This is a genomic window from Salmonella sp. SAL4457 (assembly GCF_046548235.1).
Classification (GTDB): Bacteria; Pseudomonadota; Gammaproteobacteria; order Enterobacterales; family Enterobacteriaceae; genus Salmonella; species Salmonella enterica.
Window position 1 is genome coordinate 1208130 of record NZ_JBGDZO010000001.1, and the last position, 19610, is coordinate 1227739.

Annotated in this window: 22 protein-coding genes and 1 tRNA gene; 13 read left to right on the top strand and 10 right to left on the bottom strand. The window is 49.9% G+C overall.

Going from position 1 to position 19610, the window contains the following annotated elements; translation table 11 throughout:
* Positions 1-9 precede the first annotated feature (9 nt).
* The 5 genes from hpaH to hpaG form a co-directional block, all read right to left on the bottom strand.
* Positions 10-813, bottom strand: a complete 804-nt coding sequence (gene hpaH, locus ACLJNW_RS06225) for a 2-oxo-hept-4-ene-1,7-dioate hydratase (protein ID WP_000884799.1) — start codon at positions 811-813, stop codon at positions 10-12.
* Between the two features lie 143 nt (positions 814-956).
* Positions 957-1337, bottom strand: coding sequence for a 5-carboxymethyl-2-hydroxymuconate Delta-isomerase (locus ACLJNW_RS06230; protein ID WP_023204324.1), 381 nt, complete (start codon positions 1335-1337; stop codon positions 957-959).
* Positions 1338-1346: 9 nt separating this feature from the next.
* Positions 1347-2198 carry a 3,4-dihydroxyphenylacetate 2,3-dioxygenase gene (gene hpaD / locus ACLJNW_RS06235; RefSeq protein ID WP_000516978.1) on the bottom strand — a complete coding sequence of 284 codons (852 nt, stop codon included), beginning with the start codon at positions 2196-2198 and terminating at the stop codon, positions 1347-1349.
* 1 nt (position 2199) lies between these two features.
* Positions 2200-3666, bottom strand: a complete 1467-nt coding sequence (gene hpaE / locus ACLJNW_RS06240; RefSeq protein ID WP_000723524.1) for a 5-carboxymethyl-2-hydroxymuconate semialdehyde dehydrogenase — start codon at positions 3664-3666, stop codon at positions 2200-2202.
* A complete protein-coding gene (gene hpaG / locus ACLJNW_RS06245) occupies positions 3663-4952 on the bottom strand; it encodes a 4-hydroxyphenylacetate degradation bifunctional isomerase/decarboxylase (RefSeq protein ID WP_000679210.1) in 1290 nt (429 codons plus the stop codon). Before hpaG ends, hpaE begins: the two co-directional genes overlap by 4 nt.
* A 275-nt stretch (positions 4953-5227) precedes the next feature.
* On the opposite strand from hpaG, the gene hpaR reads away from it, so the two are divergent.
* The 3 genes from hpaR (at position 5228) to ACLJNW_RS06260 (ending at position 7978) form a co-directional block, all read left to right on the top strand.
* Positions 5228-5668 (top strand): homoprotocatechuate degradation operon regulator HpaR, encoded by a 441-nt coding sequence (gene hpaR / locus ACLJNW_RS06250; protein ID WP_000543922.1) that lies wholly within the window; start codon positions 5228-5230, stop codon positions 5666-5668.
* Between the two features lie 217 nt (positions 5669-5885).
* Positions 5886-7448 carry a 4-hydroxyphenylacetate 3-monooxygenase, oxygenase component gene (gene hpaB / locus ACLJNW_RS06255; protein WP_024154814.1) on the top strand — a complete coding sequence of 521 codons (1563 nt, stop codon included), beginning with the start codon at positions 5886-5888 and terminating at the stop codon, positions 7446-7448.
* Positions 7449-7465: 17 nt separating this feature from the next.
* Positions 7466-7978 (top strand): 4-hydroxyphenylacetate 3-monooxygenase reductase subunit, encoded by a 513-nt coding sequence (locus ACLJNW_RS06260; protein ID WP_001195551.1) that lies wholly within the window; start codon positions 7466-7468, stop codon positions 7976-7978.
* Between the two features lie 332 nt (positions 7979-8310).
* Here ACLJNW_RS06260 and hiuH read toward each other — a convergent pair whose 3' ends face one another.
* Positions 8311-8721: a hydroxyisourate hydrolase gene (gene hiuH, locus ACLJNW_RS06265; protein ID WP_000833182.1), complete on the bottom strand. Its 411-nt coding sequence runs from the start codon at positions 8719-8721 to the stop codon at positions 8311-8313.
* A 135-nt stretch (positions 8722-8856) separates the two neighbouring features.
* Between hiuH and hprR the strand changes: the two genes are divergently transcribed.
* The 4 genes from hprR to ACLJNW_RS06285 all read left to right on the top strand — a co-directional run bounded on the left by hprR (position 8857) and on the right by ACLJNW_RS06285 (position 12755).
* Positions 8857-9537, top strand: a complete 681-nt coding sequence (hprR, locus tag ACLJNW_RS06270; protein WP_000698207.1) for a response regulator transcription factor HprR — start codon at positions 8857-8859, stop codon at positions 9535-9537.
* Positions 9530-10894, top strand: a complete 1365-nt coding sequence (locus ACLJNW_RS06275) for a heavy metal sensor histidine kinase (RefSeq protein WP_000240029.1) — start codon at positions 9530-9532, stop codon at positions 10892-10894. The genes hprR and ACLJNW_RS06275 overlap by 8 nt, the downstream gene beginning before the upstream one ends.
* A 172-nt stretch (positions 10895-11066) precedes the next feature.
* On the top strand, positions 11067-12536 hold the full coding sequence (locus ACLJNW_RS06280; protein WP_024154815.1) for a C69 family dipeptidase: 1470 nt from the start codon (positions 11067-11069) through the stop codon (positions 12534-12536).
* A gap of 108 nt (positions 12537-12644) precedes the next feature.
* Positions 12645-12755 (top strand): hypothetical protein, encoded by a 111-nt coding sequence (locus ACLJNW_RS06285; protein ID WP_000174813.1) that lies wholly within the window; start codon positions 12645-12647, stop codon positions 12753-12755.
* Here the strand turns inward: ACLJNW_RS06285 and ACLJNW_RS06290 are convergent, their stop codons facing one another.
* Positions 12756-12926 (bottom strand): YlcI/YnfO family protein, encoded by a 171-nt coding sequence (locus ACLJNW_RS06290; RefSeq protein ID WP_001111006.1) that lies wholly within the window; start codon positions 12924-12926, stop codon positions 12756-12758.
* A gap of 331 nt (positions 12927-13257) precedes the next feature.
* On the opposite strand from ACLJNW_RS06290, the gene sopB reads away from it, so the two are divergent.
* Positions 13258-14943, top strand: a complete 1686-nt coding sequence (gene sopB / locus ACLJNW_RS06295; RefSeq protein WP_001166950.1) for an SPI-1 type III secretion system effector inositol phosphate phosphatase SopB — start codon at positions 13258-13260, stop codon at positions 14941-14943.
* 16 nt (positions 14944-14959) lie between these two features.
* Positions 14960-15301, top strand: a complete 342-nt coding sequence (gene sigE / locus ACLJNW_RS06300) for a type III secretion system chaperone SigE (RefSeq protein WP_000444721.1) — start codon at positions 14960-14962, stop codon at positions 15299-15301.
* A gap of 9 nt (positions 15302-15310) precedes the next feature.
* On the opposite strand, the gene ACLJNW_RS06305 is transcribed toward sigE, so the two are convergent.
* Positions 15311-15631, bottom strand: a complete 321-nt coding sequence (locus ACLJNW_RS06305; protein ID WP_077910386.1) for a hypothetical protein — start codon at positions 15629-15631, stop codon at positions 15311-15313.
* A 217-nt stretch (positions 15632-15848) separates the two neighbouring features.
* On the opposite strand from ACLJNW_RS06305, the gene pipB reads away from it, so the two are divergent.
* Both pipB and pipA read left to right on the top strand, forming a co-directional pair.
* A complete protein-coding gene (gene pipB, locus ACLJNW_RS06310) occupies positions 15849-16724 on the top strand; it encodes an SPI-2 type III secretion system effector PipB (protein WP_001524476.1) in 876 nt (291 codons plus the stop codon).
* 221 nt (positions 16725-16945) lie between these two features.
* Positions 16946-17626: a type III secretion system effector protease PipA gene (gene pipA / locus ACLJNW_RS06315; RefSeq protein WP_024154817.1), complete on the top strand. Its 681-nt coding sequence runs from the start codon at positions 16946-16948 to the stop codon at positions 17624-17626.
* Positions 17627-17763: 137 nt separating this feature from the next.
* Here pipA and ACLJNW_RS06320 read toward each other — a convergent pair.
* Positions 17764-17851, bottom strand: a tRNA-Ser gene (locus ACLJNW_RS06320).
* 394 nt (positions 17852-18245) lie between these two features.
* Here ACLJNW_RS06320 and yccA point away from each other — a divergent pair.
* Together yccA and tusE are read left to right on the top strand one after the other, a co-directional pair.
* Positions 18246-18905: an FtsH protease modulator YccA gene (yccA, locus tag ACLJNW_RS06325; protein ID WP_000374046.1), complete on the top strand. Its 660-nt coding sequence runs from the start codon at positions 18246-18248 to the stop codon at positions 18903-18905.
* 86 nt (positions 18906-18991) lie between these two features.
* Complete coding sequence (tusE, locus tag ACLJNW_RS06330) at positions 18992-19321, top strand: sulfurtransferase TusE (RefSeq protein ID WP_000904446.1); 330 nt, start codon at positions 18992-18994, stop codon at positions 19319-19321.
* Here the strand turns inward: tusE and yccX are convergent.
* The gene (gene yccX / locus ACLJNW_RS06335) at positions 19318-19599 is read right to left on the bottom strand and encodes an acylphosphatase (RefSeq protein ID WP_000072882.1); all 282 of its coding nucleotides are present in this window, start codon (positions 19597-19599) and stop codon (positions 19318-19320) included. The two genes, tusE and yccX, sit on opposite strands and share 4 nt — an antisense overlap.
* Positions 19600-19610: the final 11 nt, after the last annotated feature.

A 19610-nucleotide genomic window follows, 5' to 3' on the forward strand; every position in this document is an offset into this window, starting at 1 on the left:
GTTTTTTCCTTACACAAACCGGCAACTGATCGCGCCCATGTTGCCGTAATCGACATGGAAGGTGTCGCCCTTGCGCGCCGGCACCGGGCGGGTGAACGAGCCGCCGAGGATGATCTGCCCGGCTTCAAGCTGGACATCGTAGGGGGCAAGCTTGTTCGCCAGCCACGCCACGCCGTTGGCCGGATGATTCAGCACGCCTGCGGCGACGCCGGTCTCTTCGATCACGCCGTTGCGATAGAGCAGCGCGGAGATCCAGCGCAGATCCAGCTCGTCTGGTTTGATGGGGCGACCACCGAGGATCACCCCGGCGTTGGCGGCGTTGTCGGAAATGGTGTCGAACACTTTGCGCGGGCGCTGGGTTTCCGGGTCGATGTTGTGGCTGCGGGCGTCAATCAGTTCCAGCGCCGGAATCACATAATCCGTGGCGTTGTAGACGTCGAACAGCGTGCAGTAGGGGCCGCGCAGCGGTTTCGCCAGCACGAACGCCAGCTCCACTTCAATACGCGGGACGATAAAACGGTCGGTGGGGATATCGCCGCCGTCATGGAAGAACATATCGTCAAGCAGCGCGCCGTAATCCGGTTCGCTGATTTGCGAGCTGGCCTGCATCGCTTTTGAGGTCAGGCCGATTTTGTGGCCTTTGAGCGTGCGCCCTTCGGCAATCTTGATATTGACCCATTCACGCTGTACGGCATAGGCATCTTCAATAGTGATGTTGGGATAATCCAGCGACACTGCGCGAATCTGTTCACGCTGTTTTTCAGCCTGATTAAGTCGCTGAGCGATCAGGGTATGGGTCTGTTTATCGAGCATAGTTGCTTCCTGTTACCTCATTCGGTGCTGCTGCGCCGGGTGGCGACGCGGGTGCGTCTTACCCGGCCTACGGTTCGGTACTGCTTCGTGCATCGTTTTTTTGTAGGCCCGGTCAGCGCAGCGCCACCGGGCGAAAGAGTGTGCTATTTAAATAACGCGTGTACGTTGTTTTGTTTGTAATTGAGCGTTGGATGTAACTCGGCAATCTCAAACGACAGCGCCAGATAGCGGTTCTCCATCAGGTCGGCGAAGTGGGCTTTAATCAGCCCAAACAGCATTTCGCCGACTTCCTGACGGCTCTCCAGGCTGCGCCCGGCGCCGATTTTCAGCGTCATATGCACAAACGCGTAATCATGCTTACCGTCAGCCATCTGCCAGGTACCCAGCCAGTGGGCGCGACTGCGGATACCACCGATGGGGAAAATCCCGCTGGCGGCCAGCGCCTCGTTTACTTTGCTGAACAGGCTTGGTAAATCAGCCTGCTCGCGAATATTTTCAGTACATTCAGCAATAAAGTGCGGCATAAACACCCCTTACGCAGGCAGCGGGAAAACAGCGTTTACCTGGCCGGTACCGGAGCTGGCGAACAGGTCGGTGATGAACTCCACCTTGCCGTCGTATTTGTCCCAACCCAGCATTCCCAGCAGCATGACCGTGTCGTGCATGTTGCCTTCGCCGTAGCAGTAGTCGGCGTACTCCGGCAACATGGTGCAAAACTCCTTGAATTTGCCTTCGCGCCACAGCTTGACCACGCGCTCGTCCATTTGATGATCGAACTCGCGGGTGTAGCTGTTCATCCCCTCTTCCGCCCGTTGGTCGTCAATAAAACGGTGCGACAGAGAACCACTGGCGAATACCGCTACGGTACCGTCATATTTCTCAATCGCCTTGAGAATGGCTTCGCCCAGTCTGCGACTGTCGGCAAAGTCATGCACAGTACAGAACGCCGAGATGGAGACCACTTTGAAGTGCTTGTCGCTGTTCATGTAGCGCATCGGCACCAGCGTGCCATACTCCAGCTTCAGGCTCGGGATGTTATGCGCTTTAGCGCGCACGCCCAGTTTGACTGCCTCGTCGGCGATCAGATGGCCGAGTTCCGGATTACCGTCATAGTCATAGGTCATGTCGCGAATAAAGTGCGGCAATTCGTTGCTGGTATAGACGCCCTGGAAATGGTCGGCACAATTAATGTGGTAAGCGCTATTCACCAGCCAGTGGGTGTCGAATACGATAATGGTGTCAACGCCCATTTCGCGGCAACGCTTGCCAATTTCAATATGCCCATCAATGGCTGCCTGACGACAACCGTGATTTTTTCCTGGCAGTTCAGAAAGATACATCGACGGCACGTGGGTAATTTTTGCTGCTAACGCTAACTTGCCCATATCAAACTCCCCATTTTGGGATAGGATGGTCGCCCATTGAGATGCAGACGTTTTTCATTTCCGCAAACACTTCGAAGCTATATTCGCCGCCTTCGCGCCCGGTACCGGAGGCTTTCACGCCACCGAACGGCTGACGCAGGTCGCGGACGTTCTGGGTGTTGACGAAGACCATGCCGGCTTCAATCCCACGCGCCAGGCGCAACACTTTGCTCACGTCCTGGGTCCAGATATAAGAGGCCAGACCGTATTCCACGTCGTTCGCCAAACGTAACCCTTCCGCTTCGTCTTTGAATGGCAGCAGACAGGCGACTGGCCCAAAGATCTCTTCCTGCGCGACGCGCATACGGTTGTCGACATCGGCCAGCACGGTTGGGCGCAGGAAGTTACCGCCTTTCAGATGCGCAGGCAGGTCAGTGGGTTTTTCCGCACCGCCCGCCAGCAGCGTTGCGCCCTCTTCAATGCCGAGGCGAATATAGCCAGAGACTTTTTCCCAGTGCTGTTGGCTAATCAGCGCGCCGACCTGGGTGTTCGGGTCCGTCGGATCGCCGACACGCAGGCGATTCGCGCGTTCGGCAAAGCGCTTCACGAACTCAGGGTAAATGCTCTGCTGGATAAAGATGCGCGACCCGGCGGTGCAGCGTTCGCCGTTGATCGAGAAGATGGTGAACAGCGCGGCGTCCAGCGCGCGCTCAATGTCGGCGTCTTCAAAAATCAGCACCGGCGATTTGCCGCCCAGCTCCATCGAGTATTTTTTCAGGCCGGCATTTTTCATGATATTGCGACCGGTGGCGGTACCGCCGGTAAACGACACCGCACGCACGTCATGGTGGCGTACCAGCGCATCGCCCGCCGTCGCGCCGTAGCCCTGCACCACGTTCAGCACGCCTGCCGGAATTCCTGCCTCCAGCGCCAGCTCGCCCAGCCTGTCGGCAGTCAACGGCGACAGCTCGGACATTTTGAGCACCGCGGTGTTACCCAGCGCCAGGCACGGCGCGACTTTCCAGGTCGCGGTCATAAACGGCACGTTCCACGGCGACACCAGCGCGCAGACGCCGACGGGCTGCACCAGCGTATAATTGAGCATTTTATCGTCAACCGGGTAGGTCTTGCCGTTCATCTGCTGGCACACTTCGGCGAAGAATTCGAAGTTATGCGAGGCGCGCGGGATCAGCACGTTTTTAGTCTGGTGAATAGGCAGGCCGGTGTCGGCGGTTTCCATCGCCGCGATTTCCGGCACATGCTGGTCAATCAGGTCCCCAAGGCGGCGCATCAGGCGCGCGCGCTCTTTCATCGGCAGGTTGGCCCATTTCGGGAACGCCTCTTTTGCCGCCGCGACAGCCTGGTTCACTTCTGCTTCACCGCCGGAGGCTACTTCCGCCAGCACATCACCGGTCGCCGGGTTAGTGGTCTGGAAGTAGTCGTTACCTGCAACGTTTTTGCCGTTAATCCAATGATTTATTTTCTTCATTTTGCGCTCTCCTCACTGACGATTCGGTTAACCAGGCGACCCACGCCTTCTACTTCAACGACAACTTCATCCCCCGGCACCACATCGGACAGCCCTTTCGGCGTACCGGTGGCAATCATGTCGCCCGGTTGCAACGTCATAAATTCGCTCAGATAAGAAATCAGGAACGGGATGCTGAAGATCAGATCGGCGGTCGTCCCTTCCTGGCGCAGCTCACCGTTGACAAAGGTGCGTAACGTCAGGTTGTGCGGATCAGAAACCGCCTCTTTATCCACAATCCACGGGCCTATCGGCGTCAGGCCGTCGCGGCTTTTTACCCGCAGATTCGGACGGTAGTAGTTTTCCAGATAGTCGCGGATCGCGTAGTCGTTACAGACGGTGTAACCGGCCACATACTCCATGGCTTCGGCTTCGCTCACCTTACGCGCCGTTTTGCCAATCACCACGACCAGTTCGGCTTCATAGTGCATATATTCGACGTTGTTCGGGCGCACCGACGTTTGGTGATGTTCGGTAAAGGTGTTTGGCGCTTTGATAAATACCAGCGGCTCTTTCGGCGGCGTAAATGCCAGCTCGCTGGCGTGATCGGCGTAGTTCAACCCCAGCGCAAATAGCGTTCCCGTCGCTGACAGCGGCCACGTAAACGTCTGGTGGCGGGCGAATTCATCTTCTGCGACAACCGGATTTTCCAGAGCGGGTAAACCTTTCGCCAGAATACGCACCCGATCGCCGGGACGCAGCGCAACGCGATTCTGCGGCGTACCGAGTAAGATCGCATCGCCAGGGTTAAGCGTAGCGAACTCACTTAACGCGCTAAGCAGTTGTGCGGCGCTACGCTGTAAATCGGCAGTATTCCAGTGGTCCGCTTCTCGTCCGTTGATTTCCGTGATAATGGTGAGGTTATCCACATCACTCAGCGGCGCCATTTCACCCAGCGGGCAAAAGCCATCGCGACATTTCGCTTTAATCGCCGGGCGATAAAAGCTCTCTTCCGGCAGGCTGACCTCGTTAGCCAGCGCATACCCGGCGATATAGTCCGCCGCCGCTTCAGGGCGTATCCGGCTGGCGGTTTTCCCCACAATGAGCGCCACTGTCGCGCCGCTCAGTACCTTTTCTCCCTGCGGATAAGGAATGGGTTCGCCGTGACGAATCACCGTATTACGCGGCTTGATGAACCACACTGCGGTTTTAGGCGGCGCATTATAGGGAGGCTGAGAGAAAGCCTCTTGCCAGGCATCAAGCTGGCTGCGATGGTTTAACGCAACGGCGAAAACAGTACCCTTCATACATAAACTCCTCAGGCCGATTTAACGGGCTGTGATTTCATTAATATATTAATGATTAGATTTATGCTTTCGCTGTACATTTAGCAAGCTGAAGTAAAGTATTTGTGATGTGATTAACAATATTTTCACAAATTTATTATTAAATACATACATATCAAAGAGTTAAATAAAACCCCTTGTTTCTGTTAAACTTTGGACATAAAACAGATGTCATAGCTCACATCGGTAAACACGAATTATTCAGGTATTAATAATTCTGCAAAAGAGAAACGCTTATGCATGATTCATTAACCATCGCATTGCTTCAGGCGCGCGAAGCGGCAATGACCTATTTCCGCCCCATCGTTAAAAGCCACAATCTGACCGACCAGCAATGGCGCATTGTGCGAATCCTGGCCGATAGCCCCTCTATGGATTTTCACGAGCTGGCCTTTCGTACCTGCATTTTGCGTCCAAGTCTGACCGGAATATTGACGCGCATGGAGCGAGACGGACTGGTGTTGCGACTCAAGCCGGTTAACGATCAGCGTAAGTTATATGTCATGTTGACGGAGCAGGGACAAACGTTGTACGCCCGTGCCCGAAGCCAGGTAGAAGAGGCTTATCGAAAAATTGAGGCCGATTTCACGCCCGAAAAAACACAGCAATTGATGCTGCTGCTGGACGATCTTATTGCCCTGGGACGCCAGCATCCTGATAGCGAAGCGGAAGCATAGTATTCTTACCTTCCCACGCCGCCGACACGGGAATCCCCTCCCGCTTACAACGTTGACGGCGATCGCATTTTACTCTTCTTCTTCGACGTTCATCTGAAAAGTACCCGCCGTTGTCCTGAAAGTCTCTTCACAGTTTACGCTTCTGCCTATTCAATTAAACAACAAATAAGAAACATATTATTAACAAAACATTCCGATTAATGAGGAAGAGGCCGCAATGAAACCTGAAGATTTTCGTACTGATAACAAGCGTCCGTTAACGGGCGAAGAGTATTTAAAAAGCCTGCAGGACGGGCGGGAAATTTATATTTACGGCGAACGCGTTAAAGATGTTACGACACACCCGGCATTCCGCAATGCCGCAGCCTCTGTCGCACAACTGTATGACGCATTACATAAACCGTCGATGCAAGATACCCTGTGCTGGAATACCGATACCGGCAGCGGCGGTTATACGCATAAATTTTTCCGCGTGGCGAAAAGCGCAGACGATCTGCGCCAACAGCGTGATGCTATCGCCGAGTGGTCACGCCTGAGTTACGGCTGGATGGGACGCACACCGGATTACAAAGCCGCCTTTGGCTGCGCTCTGGGCGCTAACCCAGCCTTCTACGGCCAGTTTGAGCAGAACGCCCGCAACTGGTACACCCGCATTCAGGAGACCGGCCTGTACTTTAACCATGCTATCGTCAACCCGCCCATTGACCGCCACAAACCTGCCGACGAAGTGAAAGACGTCTATATCAAGCTGGAGAAAGAGACGGACGCCGGGATTATTGTCAGCGGGGCGAAAGTTGTCGCCACTAACTCCGCCCTGACTCACTACAACATGATTGGTTTCGGCTCAGCCCAGGTGATGGGCGAAAACCCGGATTTCGCTCTGATGTTTGTCGCGCCAATGGATGCCGAAGGCGTAAAACTTATTTCGCGCGCCTCGTATGAAATGGTCGCGGGCGCGACGGGCTCGCCGTTTGATTATCCACTCTCCAGCCGCTTTGATGAAAACGATGCCATTCTAGTGATGGACAAGGTGTTGATCCCGTGGGAAAACGTGTTGATTTACCGTGATTTCGATCGTTGCCGTCGCTGGACGATGGAAGGCGGCTTTGCCCGTATGTATCCACTGCAAGCCTGTGTTCGTCTGGCGGTTAAACTTGATTTCATTACCGCGCTGCTGAAAAAATCGCTCGAATGTACGGGTACCGTAGAGTTCCGGGGCGTGCAGTCCGATCTCGGCGAAGTCGTGGCCTGGCGCAATATGTTCTGGGCATTGAGCGATTCTATGTGTTCCGAAGCAACCCCGTGGGTAAACGGCGCCTGGCTACCGGACCACGCCGCGCTGCAAACCTATCGTGTGATGGCCCCAATGGCCTACGCGAAAATTAAAAATATTATTGAACGTAACGTTACCAGCGGCCTGATTTACCTGCCTTCCAGCGCCCGCGATCTGAATAATCCGCAAATCGACCAGTACCTGGCGAAATACGTACGCGGCTCTAACGGAATGGACCATGTTGAACGTATCAAAATTCTTAAATTGATGTGGGATGCCATCGGCAGCGAGTTTGGCGGTCGCCATGAGCTGTACGAGATTAACTACTCGGGCAGCCAGGATGAAATTCGTCTGCAGTGCCTGCGTCAGGCCCAGAGCTCCGGCAATATGGATAAGATGATGGCAATGGTCGATCGCTGCCTCTCCGAATACGATCAGAATGGCTGGACGGTTTCGCATTTGCACAATAACGACGACATCAATCAACTGGATAAGCTGCTGAAATAACGCGGCAGGAGGTTCTCATGCAAGTAGATGAACAACGTCTGCGTTTTCGCGATGCGATGGCAAGTCTGGCGGCAGCGGTCAACATCGTAACCACGGCGGGTCACGCCGGACGCTGCGGTATCACCGCAACAGCGGTCTGTTCCGTCACCGATACGCCGCCCTCCGTGATGGTATGTATTAATGCCAATAGCGCCATGAACCCCGTCTTTCAGGGCAACGGCAAGCTGTGCATTAATGTACTTAACCATGAGCAGGAGCTGATGGCGCGCCACTTTGCCGGTATGACGGGGATGGCGATGGAAGAGCGTTTTCACCAGCCATGTTGGCAAAACGGGCCGCTGGGCCAGCCGGTACTTAACGGCGCGCTGGCCGGTCTTGAAGGCGAGATCAGCGAGGTACAAACCATTGGCACGCATCTGGTGTATCTGGTGGCGATCAAAAATATTATTCTTAGCCAGGATGGGCATGGCCTGATTTATTTCAAACGCCGTTTTCATCCGGTCAGACTTGAGATGGAAGCGCCTGTTTAACCGTCACTCATGCCCACAAGCGGGATAACCACCGCTTGTGGGAGAAGAGTCGATACGCTGAAGATTTTTATTCCCGCCGCGATGTTTGCTCGCCATAAATCGCGGCGATTAATACAATCTAAGAGCCTATCCCACCAGGCGTTATTGGCGCAGCCAGTTTGGACACGGACAGCGCGCAAAAACCGGAGCGTACACGTAGTACGTGAGGTTTGACTCGCTACGCTCGCCCTTCGGGCCGCCGCAAGCGGCGTTCAAAACGCTAACGCGTTTTGGCGAGCACTGCCCAGGACCAAAATAGCAAGTAAAATAGCCCTAATGGGATGGGCTCTAAATTAGCTCCCGCGATAGGTTGAATAACCATACTGACTTAATAACAGCGGCACATGATAGTGCTCATTCGTTTTGCTGATATGAAACTCGACGGGAATCTCCGGGAAAAACGTATCCAGTTTTTTACTTTCAAAATACTGGCCGGTTTTAAAAATAACGCGATAATCCCCCGGCGCGGCAGCTTTTTCGGGCCACAGTGCTTTAATACGTCCGTCCTGGTCGGTATGCCCGGTGTTTAATTGCGTCCATCCGTTATCCTTTTTCTGCTCCAGTACCACCTCCACGCCGGGCGCCGGTTTGCCTGTTTGCTGATCGAGAATATGTACGCTGAGAATATTGTTGCCAGCGGCCAGCGCCATTGCCGGGGCTGCAACAAGAGACGCTATCGCGGTAGCCAGTATATATCGTTTCATGCTTCACTCCTTTACGGTATTGATGCAGGAAAATATATCAGGCGCGTCCAGGATTAACCTTACACGGACATGACAATTATGTCATCTTGTTGGAGATTTACGGATTCGCTAACAAGCCTATGGCATACTGCGTCGATGAAGATTTTATTGATTGAAGATAACCAGAAAACCATTGAGTGGGTACGTCAGGGACTCACGGAAGCAGGCTATGTGGTTGATTATGCCTGTGATGGACGAGACGGATTACACCTCGCCCTTCAGGAACATTATTCATTGATTATTCTTGATATTATGCTGCCGGGGCTTGATGGATGGCAGGTTTTACGCGCGTTACGCACTGCGCATCAGTCCCCTGTTATTTGCCTGACGGCGCGCGACTCGGTTGAGGATCGCGTCAAAGGTCTTGAGGCGGGCGCTAATGATTACCTTGTTAAGCCTTTTTCCTTCGCCGAACTGCTGGCCCGGGTGAGAGCTCAACTCAGACAGCATGTCCCGGTCTTTACCCGACTGACGATCAATGGTCTGGACATGGATGCCACAAAGCAATCGGTGTCACGAAATGGCAAACCGATTTCCCTGACCCGCAAAGAATTCCTGCTCCTCTGGTTACTGGCGTCCCGGGCAGGAGAAATCGTGCCCCGAACCGCGATCGCCAGCGAAGTTTGGGGAATTAACTTTGATAGTGAAACCAACACCGTTGATGTCGCGATTCGTCGGCTGCGCGCCAAAGTAGACGATCCATTTGAAAAGAAGCTCATTATGACCGTCCGGGGGATGGGTTATCGATTACAGGCGGAAACGTCGCAGAATGGTTAAGTTATCAATGACGCTGCGCCTGACAATTTCTTTTATCGCCATCCTTATCCTCGCCTGTACCGGCATTAGCTGGACGCTCTATAACGCGCTGAGCAAAGAATTAACGTATCGTGATGATATGACGCTAATAAATCGGGCGGCGCAAATGCAGCAACTGTTACTGGATGGCGCCAGGCCGGAAAATCTGCCGCTCTATTTCAATCGGATGGTGGATACGAAGCAGGATATCTTATTGATCCATTCAGCAACAGGCCACAATGTTGCGATTAATCATAGCGGCATCCCCGACCAACGCTTTAACGAGATTCCGCTGGCTAAAAACATCACCCGCGAAACCTTATTTCGCCAGGCGGTACAAGGCACGGAACTTACCGCGGTACGAGTAAACGCCAGAAGCGGCGATGACCCGCTGACCCTTACTATTGCCAGGCTGGCGACGGAAAGGCGGCAAATGCTGACGCAATATCGCCGCAACAGTTTGCTGATTAGCCTTATCGCGATCCTCGTCTGTTCGGCGCTCAGTCCATTAGTCATCAGAAACGGGCTGCGGGCCATTACGTCGCTCAGCCGACTCACCGCGGCGACAGATAGCGGCACACTTCGCCAGCCGTTGGCGGAACAGGCGTTACCCGTTGAGCTCAGGCCGCTTGGACAAGCGCTAAATACCATGCGCCAGAAGCTTTCCGACGATTTTGAACGCCTGAACCAATTTGCCGACGATCTGGCGCATGAGCTGCGCACGCCGGTTAATATTTTACTGGGGAAGAATCAGGTGATGCTGAGTCAGGAACGCAGCGCCGAAGAGTATCAACAAGCCCTTGTCGATAATATTGAAGAGCTGGAGGGACTGTCGCGACTGACAGAAAATATTCTCTTTCTGGCACGCGCGGAGCACCAGAATATAGCGGTAAAAAAACAGCCTGTTTCGCTCAATGCGCTGGTCGAAAATATGCTGGATTATCTTAGCCCCCTTGCCGAGGAGAAGCGCATCTGTTTTATAAATCAATGTCAGGGAACGGTATGGGCTGACGAAATATTATTACAAAGAGTGCTCTCAAACCTGCTGACGAATGCCATCCGTTATTCTGATGAAAACGCCGTGATACGTATTGAAAGCGCTTATGATGATAACGTTGCAGAAATTCGGGTCGCTAATCCGGGCAGCCACCCAGCCGATGCGGATAAGCTTTTCCGGCGTTTTTGGCGAGGAGATAATGCCCGCCACACTGCCGGTTTCGGCCTGGGGTTATCGTTAGTTAACGCGATTGCTCTATTACACGGTGGTTCGGCATCTTACCGCTATGCCGATGAACATAATATCTTTTCGGTTCGTCTACCCGATAGCGGTGATAGCTAAGGTCAGTACAGGTTCTGTTCCCCTTCCCTGCCACAGGGCTGTGGTTATCAATACAACCTCAATAAAGAGAAAATAAAGGATGCCGGCAAAGAATATTGCTGGCTCGATCACTTTCTCGGTTTCCAATCCAGGGTCAATTCATCCCATAACGCGTTATTCAGTGGGAACCTTTATGAAAAAGTATCTTGCATTCGCCGTTACGCTGCTGGGTATGGGTAAAGTCATCGCCTGTACTACCCTTTTGGTAGGCAATCAGGCTTCGGCTGACGGCTCCTTCATTATCGCGCGCAACGAAGATGGCTCGGCAAATAACGCCAAGCATAAGGTTATTCATCCCGTCGCGTTTCATCAACAAGGCGAGTATAAAGCACATCGCAACAATTTTAGCTGGCCGCTTCCGGAGACAGCGATGCGCTATACGGCGATTCATGACTTTGATACTAACGATAACGCCATGGGTGAAGCCGGTTTCAATTCGGCGGGCGTCGGAATGAGCGCAACGGAAACCATTTATAACGGCAGAGCGGCGCTGGCTGCCGATCCTTACGTGACAAAAACAGGAATCACGGAAGACGCCATTGAGTCCGTGATCCTGCCAGTGGCGCAATCGGCGCGTCAGGGCGCCAAATTACTGGGAGACATTATTGAACAAAAAGGCGCGGGCGAAGGTTTCGGCGTCGCGTTTATTGATAGCAAAGAGATATGGTATCTGGAGACGGGAAGCGGTCATCAATGGCTGGCAGTACGACTTCCGGCAGATAGCTATTTCGTTTCCGCCAATCAGGGACGTTTACGCCATTACGATCCGAATGATAACGCGAATTATATGGCGTCACCAACGTTAGTAAGCTTTGCGAAAAAGCAGGGATTATATGATCCGGCCCGCGGCGAATTCGACTTTCATCAAGCCTATTCGCAGGATAACAAAAACGATACCACCTATAATTATCCGCGCGTCTGGACGCTACAACACCAGTTTAATCCGCATCTGGATACGGTCGTTAGCGAAGGGGAAACATTTCCTGTTTTTTTAACGCCAATAACGAAGATCAGCGTGGCGGCAGTAAAAAACGCGCTACGCAATCACTATCAGGGAACGTCGCACGACCCTTATGCCAGTCATAATCCACAAGAACCATGGCGACCTATATCCGTTTTTCGTACCCAGGAGTCACATATTTTACAGGTCAGACCGAAATTACCGCAGGCTATCGGCAACGTAGAATACATCGCCTATGGAATGCCATCTCTTAGCGTCTATCTCCCCTATTATCAGGGGATGCGTCATTATCAACCCGGAGATGATAAAGGAACCGATCGGGCGAGCAACGACTCTACCTACTGGACATTCCGCACGCTGCAAACGCTGGTTATGCAGGACTACAATGCGTTTGCGCCAGATGTGCAACACGCCTGGAAAACATTTGAACAGCAAACAGCTAAGCAGCAGTATAAGATGGAGCAGAGCTATCTGAGATTATATGCGTCGCATCCGAAAGAAGCGCAACGCTTACTGCAAATTTTTGAAGATAAAACGATGCAAAATGCGCAGACGCTCGCCCGTCGCCTGACCAATAATATTATTACGACAATGACTTACCGTACAGATATGAAATATCACTTTTCAAGTACGCAACCATAAATTTAATGACAATCTATTAGCCACTCATACACAATAAGATAAAGCGGTACCAGAATTAGCCAGATATAAAAGACAATAATTATTATGGATTCATAGAGAGGATAGTTTATGACACTCCAGGCAAATATCAGCAGAGAGACAAAAGCGGCAAAAACCCAAGAGGTATATAAGCACGTTGTTCTTTTCAAAATGGCCGCCCCCTCTTACATAAGACGATAACTACAGCTTATGTCCCGTGTTACATAACTTTTCCCGACAGGCCTCTTTTACCCATGCTGAAAAATTCCGCGTCTTTTCAGATTTCAACGCGAATTCTATCTGTTCAAGCATGGAATAGGAAAAACGAATATTCTTCGTCACGGTCTTACTTGTCCGGGGCTTTGCTGGCATACACACACCTGTATAACATTTGATGTAACGCCGTTACTTTACGCAGGAGTAAATCGGTGAATTTGATCTGAATCAAGAAGGTGGGTTTTCAATAAAAGTTGTGCCCTAAATTGTGAAGTTTGTAGATTTTATGAACATTTGATGTACCGATCTCCCCCATGATCGCCACTACGTATGGACGTCAGGATGCCTCCCCGCCTGATCAGAAGCGTTTCCTCATTAAAAAGGACATTTTTTTAAAGTTCCTGGTGCATAAAAGTCACATCCTTTTAAAGGGTTGTTAATCCTGTTGAATGTTCCCACTCCCCTATTCAGGAATATTAAAAACGCTATGCAAATACAGAGCTTCTATCACTCAGCTTCACTAAAAACCCAGGAGGCTTTTAAAAGCCTACAAAAAACCTTATACAACGGAATGCAGATTCTCTCAGGCCAGGGCAAAGCGCCGGCTAAAGCGCCCGACGCTCGCCCGGAAATTATTGTCCTGCGAGAACCTGGCGCGACATGGGGGAATTATCTACAGCATCAGAAGACGTCTAACCACTCGCTGCATAACCTCTATAACTTACAGCGCGATCTTCTTACCGTCGCGGCAACCGTTCTGGGTAAACAAGACCCGGTTCTAACGTCAATGGCAAACCAAATGGAGTTAGCCAAAGTTAAAGCGGACCGGCCAGCAACAAAACAAGAAGAAGCCGCGGCAAAAGCATTGAAGAAAAATCTTATCGAACTTATTGCAGCACGCACTCAGCAGCAGGATGGCTTACCTGCAAAAGAAGCTCATCGCTTTGCGGCAGTAGCGTTTAGAGATGCTCAGGTCAAGCAGCTTAATAACCAGCCCTGGCAAACCATAAAAAATACACTCACGCATAACGGGCATCACTATACCAACACGCAGCTCCCTGCCGCAGAGATGAAAATCGGCGCAAAAGATATCTTTCCCAGTGCTTATGAGGGAAAGGGCGTATGCAGTTGGGATACCAAGAATATTCATCACGCCAATAATTTGTGGATGTCCACGGTGAGTGTGCATGAGGACGGTAAAGATAAAACGCTTTTTTGCGGGATACGTCATGGCGTGCTTTCCCCCTATCATGAAAAAGATCCGCTTCTGCGTCACGTCGGCGCTGAAAACAAAGCCAAAGAAGTATTAACTGCGGCACTTTTTAGTAAACCTGAGTTGCTTAACAAAGCCTTAGCGGGCGAGGCGGTAAGCCTGAAACTGGTATCCGTCGGGTTACTCACCGCGTCGAATATTTTCGGCAAAGAGGGAACGATGGTCGAGGACCAAATGCGCGCATGGCAATCGTTGACCCAGCCGGGAAAAATGATTCATTTAAAAATCCGCAATAAAGATGGCGATCTACAGACGGTAAAAATAAAACCGGACGTCGCCGCATTTAATGTGGGTGTTAATGAGCTGGCGCTCAAGCTCGGCTTTGGCCTTAAGGCATCGGATAGCTATAATGCCGAGGCGCTACATCAGTTATTAGGCAATGATTTACGCCCTGAAGCCAGACCAGGTGGCTGGGTTGGCGAATGGCTGGCGCAATACCCGGATAATTATGAGGTCGTCAATACATTAGCGCGCCAGATTAAGGATATATGGAAAAATAACCAACATCATAAAGATGGCGGCGAACCCTATAAACTCGCACAACGCCTTGCCATGTTAGCCCATGAAATTGACGCGGTACCCGCCTGGAATTGTAAAAGCGGCAAAGATCGTACAGGGATGATGGATTCAGAAATCAAGCGAGAGATCATTTCCTTACATCAGACCCATATGTTAAGTGCGCCTGGTAGTCTTCCGGATAGCGGTGGACAGAAAATTTTCCAAAAAGTATTACTGAATAGCGGTAACCTGGAGATTCAGAAACAAAATACGGGCGGGGCGGGAAACAAAGTAATGAAAAATTTATCGCCAGAGGTGCTCAATCTTTCCTATCAAAAACGAGTTGGGGATGAAAATATTTGGCAGTCAGTAAAAGGCATTTCTTCATTAATCACATCTTGAGTCTTGAGGTAACTATATGGAAAGTCTATTAAATCGTTTATATGCCGCGTTAGGCCTGGATGCGCCAGAAGATGAGCCACTGCTTATCATTGATGATGGGATACAGGTTTATTTTAATGAATCCGATCATACACTGGAAATGTGCTGTCCCTTTATGCCATTGCCTGACGACATCCTGACTTTGCAGCATTTTTTACGTCTTAACTACACCAGCGCCGTCACTATCGGCGCTGACGCAGACAATACTGCTTTAGTGGCGCTTTATCGCTTGCCGCAAACCAGTACCGAAGAAGAGGCGCTCACTGGTTTTGAATTATTCATTTCAAACGTGAAGCAATTGAAAGAGCATTATGCATAATTTAATACGTCAACATACTTTCTTAATGAGATAAAACGCGATACGTATGCCCTTTACAAGAGACAAAACCAGAATCTTTGGTGGAAATGTAAGGGGCAAACGTTCCTCTTTCTCATTTTGCTCTGTTTGCAGGAGCATTTTTAGTGTGTAAGTATTCCTGCTCATCAGGTTTTTACGCCATCTACGCACATTTATTCTGCTATAAGTTGAAATGCTGCAAAAAATATTAAAGCTTATTATTTTTTCTTTAGGTAAATTTTCGCTCAACAAACTTGATTGTTTATTCAATGATGATGAAGCGTAAGCTATGCTGGAAATGAAGGAAGTCAATAGCAAGGATAATCTTATTATTCACGGGTGATATTACTTCTGCTTCACCGTTATGGCAGATATCATCGCCTCTTGTCAGATGCCAGACACCTACTCATACTCAACCAAAGCTCTAAATACAAAAATCACCTTATATCTTTTCTTATTATTCCTTGTATAAATGTGACTTGACTCACACCTATAAGGAGTCGACTCACTTCCATAAGAAGGAATCAAAATGCCAATAACTAACGCGTCCCCAGAAAATATATTAAGATATTTGCATGCGGCCGGTACCGGTACGAAAGAAGCAATGAAAAGTGCAACTTCACCACGCGGTATACTGGAATGGTTTGTCAATTTTTTTACCTGTGGTGGAGTAAGAAGAAGCAATGAAAGATGCTTTCAGGAGGTAATTGGAAAACTGACCACATCATTATTATATGTAAATAAAGATGCTTTCTTCGATGGTAATAAAATATTTCTGGAGGATGTCAACGGGTGTACTATATGTCTGTCATGTGGAGCAGCATCCGAAAATACGGCTCCCATGGTCATTATTGAAGTGAACAAAAATGGAAAAACTGTAACGGATAACGTTGATAGCGAGAGATTTTGGAATGTATGTCGAATGTTAAAACTGATGAGTCAACATAATATACAACAGCCTGATTCACTTATAACCGAGGATGGTTTTCTGAACCTGCGCGGAGTAAACCTGGCTCATAAAGATTTCCAGGGGGAAGATTTGTCAGACATAGATGCTTCTGATGCAGATTTCCGTGAAACAAATCTATCTAATGTAAATTTAGTCGGTGCAAATTTGTGTTGTGCAAATCTACACGCTGTAAATCTAATGGGTTCAAACATGACTAAAGCAAACCTGACTCACGCAGACCTGACTTGCGCTAACATGTCCGGTGTAAACTTAACCGCTGCAATTCTATTCGGCTCAGACTTAACTGACACCAAACTAAATGGTGCGAAATTAGATAAGATAGCTCTAACTTTAGCGAAAGCATTAACAGGAGCCGATCTGACAGGTAGTCAACATACCCCTACTCCACTCCCGGATTACAATGATAGAACTCTTTTCCCCCATCCGATATTTTAGTCGAGATAAAGGGATTTTATAAACAAGAAGTATTCAAACAGAGGCCCCCTTGTTTTATTAAATAAACCCCGCCCCTAAGTTTCATTATAAATAACATTTTCAGCGTATTACTTGTTGGCTTTGTCTGAATCATAGCGTTATCTGTATGTGGCACATTAACTAAAAACACTATTATTGTTTAATTTAAATAATTCATAATTGTAGTCAGGAAATAAGAAGTTATGCTTCCGGTCACCTACAGATTAATACCTCAAAGCGGAGTATCCACATATGGATTAAATACCGCAGATACACCTGTTTTCCCCGATATTCCCGAACATGCACCAAACCCCTCATGGCTACGCCTTGCTCATGACAGCCTTGCCATAAACAGTGAATTCCGTCTGGAGCCAGAGTGTGTGGTGGAGTACCTTATCTCAGGCGCGGGTGGAATAGACCCTGATACAGAAATTGATGACGACACTTATGACGAATGCTACGATGAACTATCCTCCGTACTTCAAAATGCGTATACCCAAAGCGAAACATTCCGCAGACTGATGAATTACGCATATGAAAAAGAACTACATGATGTGGAGCAGCGCTGGCTACTGGGGGCAGGCGAAGCCTTTGAAACTACCGTGGCTCAGGAACACTTCAAACTTTCAGAAGGCAGGAAAGTTATTTGTCTCAATCTGGACGATTCTGATGATTCATATACCGAACATTATGAAAGTAACGAAGGAAGACAACTTTTTGACACAAAACGTTCATTTATTCATGAAGTTGTACATGCACTGACCCATCTTCAGGATAAAGAAGAAAATCATCCAAGAGGCCCTGTTGTCGAAAATACCAACATTATTCTGAAAGAGATGGGGCATCCTTCACCTCCCAGAATGGTCTACATCTTCAATAAATAGACACATCAGGAAACGAAAAGAAACTAAAAACCCACGTAGTCCGTTTTTTCGGGAAATGTTCTGGCAGTATTTTCTAACTATATTCTAAGCGCCCAAAAAACAAAGGGGTTAGCGTTTAGCTAACCCCTTGTTTAATCTGGCGGAAGCGCAGAGATTCGAACTCTGGAACCCTTTCGGGTCGCCGGTTTTCAAGACCGGTGCCTTCAACCGCTCGGCCACACTTCCGGAATGAGGCGCACTATAAACATCCCGGTGCGTCATGTAAAGACCGAATGTGTTCGTTTGCGTGAAAAACAGGCAAATTTTCGTTAATTGCCTGAAATAGCGGCACATTGACCATTTCTTCAACACAAAAACTGGCTTAATACGTGTTGATCGTCCCCACTGTTTTACCGCTGTGATTATCAATTTTTTATCGGTAACGCGTGGTTGGCGCTGCCGCCTGTTTTATGGCGTAGCGCCAGGCATGAGCAGACCGTTTTAACGACGGTAATCACCTGAAATCTCTTAAGGAAACTAAACGTAAACGAATGCGTAAAGATGGGTAAAACCACTGGGTGACAGTGACTGTTTTTATTATTCTCCTTTATTAATTACATCTGTCATAAGAGAGTGACTAATGGATCGTATCATTACATCATCGCGTGATCGTAGCTCGCTACTGAGTACGCACAAAGTACTGCGCAACACCTATTTTCTGTTGAGCCTGACGCTGGCTTTCTCCGCAATTACCGCGACAGCCAGTACGGTACTGATGCTGCCCTCCCCCGGCCTGATTCTGACGCTGGTCGGTATGTATGGGCTGATGTTCCTGACCTATAAAACCGCCAATAAGCCGGTCGGTATCCTGTCTGCTTTTGCGTTTACCGGCTTCCTCGGGTATATCCTGGGCCCGATTCTTAACGCCTATCTGTCAGCAGGCATGGGCGATGTGATTGGCCTGGCGCTGGGTGGTACCGCGTTAGTATTTTTCTGCTGCTCCGCTTACGTTTTGACCACCCGTAAGGATATGTCTTTCCTGGGCGGTATGTTAATGGCCGGGATCGTCGTCGTGCTGATTGGTATGGTGGCGAATATTTTCCTGCAACTGCCTGCATTGCACCTGGCGATTAGCGCGGTGTTTATCCTGATTTCCTCGGGCGCTATCCTGTATGAAACCAGTAACATCATTCACGGCGGTGAAACCAACTATATTCGTGCGACCGTCAGCCTGTACGTTTCGCTGTACAACATCTTTGTCAGCCTGCTCAGCATTCTGGGCTTCGCCAGCCGCGACTAATCGACATTCCCCTCTTCCAGCCCTGCTTATGCAGGGCTTTATTTTTTGCTACACTGCCGTCCGTGTTGATTACGCAGTGAAACGTTATGTTGATCTTTGAAGGTAAAGAAATCAGTACTGATAGCGAAGGCTATCTGAAAGAGACGACGCAGTGGAGTGAAGCGTTGGCAGTCGCTATCGCCGCCAATGAAGGCATTGAGCTCTCTGCGGAACACTGGGAAGTCGTGCGCTTCGTGCGCGAATTTTACCTGGAGTTTAATACCTCTCCCGCCATCCGAATGCTGGTAAAAGCGATGGCGAATAAGTTCGGCGAAGAAAAAGGCAATAGCCGCTATCTGTATCGTCTGTTCCCGAAAGGCCCGGCAAAGCAAGCGACCAAAATCGCCGGTCTGCCCAAGCCGGTAAAATGTATTTAATACCGAATACTAAAGTCTGTTAACGTCTCGCGAGGGCTGTGCGGTTCAGTGAGGATTTTGTCCACACGAGCAGAGCGCGGTCCGCCTTCTTTCAGCCACTTGATGAGCTTTTCCACCTGCGCCGCGTCGCCACAGGCCACCACTTCTACGCTTCCGTCATCCATATTCTTCGCATAGCCGGTTAACCCCAGTCGCTGCGCCTCATGCTGCGTGGTATAACGAAATCCGACGCCCTGAACGCGACCATAAACCCAGGCGATAATGCAGACGTTCGACATGATGGTTCTCC

Coding starts and splice junctions, on each gene's coding strand:
- hpaH (WP_000884799.1), bottom strand. CDS start 813: ATGCTCGATAAACAGACCCATACCCTGATCGCTCAGCGACTTAATCAG.
- ACLJNW_RS06230 (WP_023204324.1), bottom strand. CDS start 1,337: ATGCCGCACTTTATTGCTGAATGTACTGAAAATATTCGCGAGCAGGCT.
- hpaD (WP_000516978.1), bottom strand. CDS start 2,198: ATGGGCAAGTTAGCGTTAGCAGCAAAAATTACCCACGTGCCGTCGATG.
- hpaE (WP_000723524.1), bottom strand. CDS start 3,666: ATGAAGAAAATAAATCATTGGATTAACGGCAAAAACGTTGCAGGTAAC.
- hpaG (WP_000679210.1), bottom strand. CDS start 4,952: ATGAAGGGTACTGTTTTCGCCGTTGCGTTAAACCATCGCAGCCAGCTT.
- hpaR (WP_000543922.1), top strand. CDS start 5,228: ATGCATGATTCATTAACCATCGCATTGCTTCAGGCGCGCGAAGCGGCA.
- hpaB (WP_024154814.1), top strand. CDS start 5,886: ATGAAACCTGAAGATTTTCGTACTGATAACAAGCGTCCGTTAACGGGC.
- ACLJNW_RS06260 (WP_001195551.1), top strand. CDS start 7,466: ATGCAAGTAGATGAACAACGTCTGCGTTTTCGCGATGCGATGGCAAGT.
- hiuH (WP_000833182.1), bottom strand. CDS start 8,721: ATGAAACGATATATACTGGCTACCGCGATAGCGTCTCTTGTTGCAGCC.
- hprR (WP_000698207.1), top strand. CDS start 8,857: ATGAAGATTTTATTGATTGAAGATAACCAGAAAACCATTGAGTGGGTA.
- ACLJNW_RS06275 (WP_000240029.1), top strand. CDS start 9,530: ATGGTTAAGTTATCAATGACGCTGCGCCTGACAATTTCTTTTATCGCC.
- ACLJNW_RS06280 (WP_024154815.1), top strand. CDS start 11,067: ATGAAAAAGTATCTTGCATTCGCCGTTACGCTGCTGGGTATGGGTAAA.
- ACLJNW_RS06285 (WP_000174813.1), top strand. CDS start 12,645: ATGACACTCCAGGCAAATATCAGCAGAGAGACAAAAGCGGCAAAAACC.
- ACLJNW_RS06290 (WP_001111006.1), bottom strand. CDS start 12,926: ATGCCAGCAAAGCCCCGGACAAGTAAGACCGTGACGAAGAATATTCGT.
- sopB (WP_001166950.1), top strand. CDS start 13,258: ATGCAAATACAGAGCTTCTATCACTCAGCTTCACTAAAAACCCAGGAG.
- sigE (WP_000444721.1), top strand. CDS start 14,960: ATGGAAAGTCTATTAAATCGTTTATATGCCGCGTTAGGCCTGGATGCG.
- pipB (WP_001524476.1), top strand. CDS start 15,849: ATGCCAATAACTAACGCGTCCCCAGAAAATATATTAAGATATTTGCAT.
- pipA (WP_024154817.1), top strand. CDS start 16,946: ATGCTTCCGGTCACCTACAGATTAATACCTCAAAGCGGAGTATCCACA.
- yccA (WP_000374046.1), top strand. CDS start 18,246: ATGGATCGTATCATTACATCATCGCGTGATCGTAGCTCGCTACTGAGT.
- tusE (WP_000904446.1), top strand. CDS start 18,992: ATGTTGATCTTTGAAGGTAAAGAAATCAGTACTGATAGCGAAGGCTAT.
- yccX (WP_000072882.1), bottom strand. CDS start 19,599: ATGTCGAACGTCTGCATTATCGCCTGGGTTTATGGTCGCGTTCAGGGC.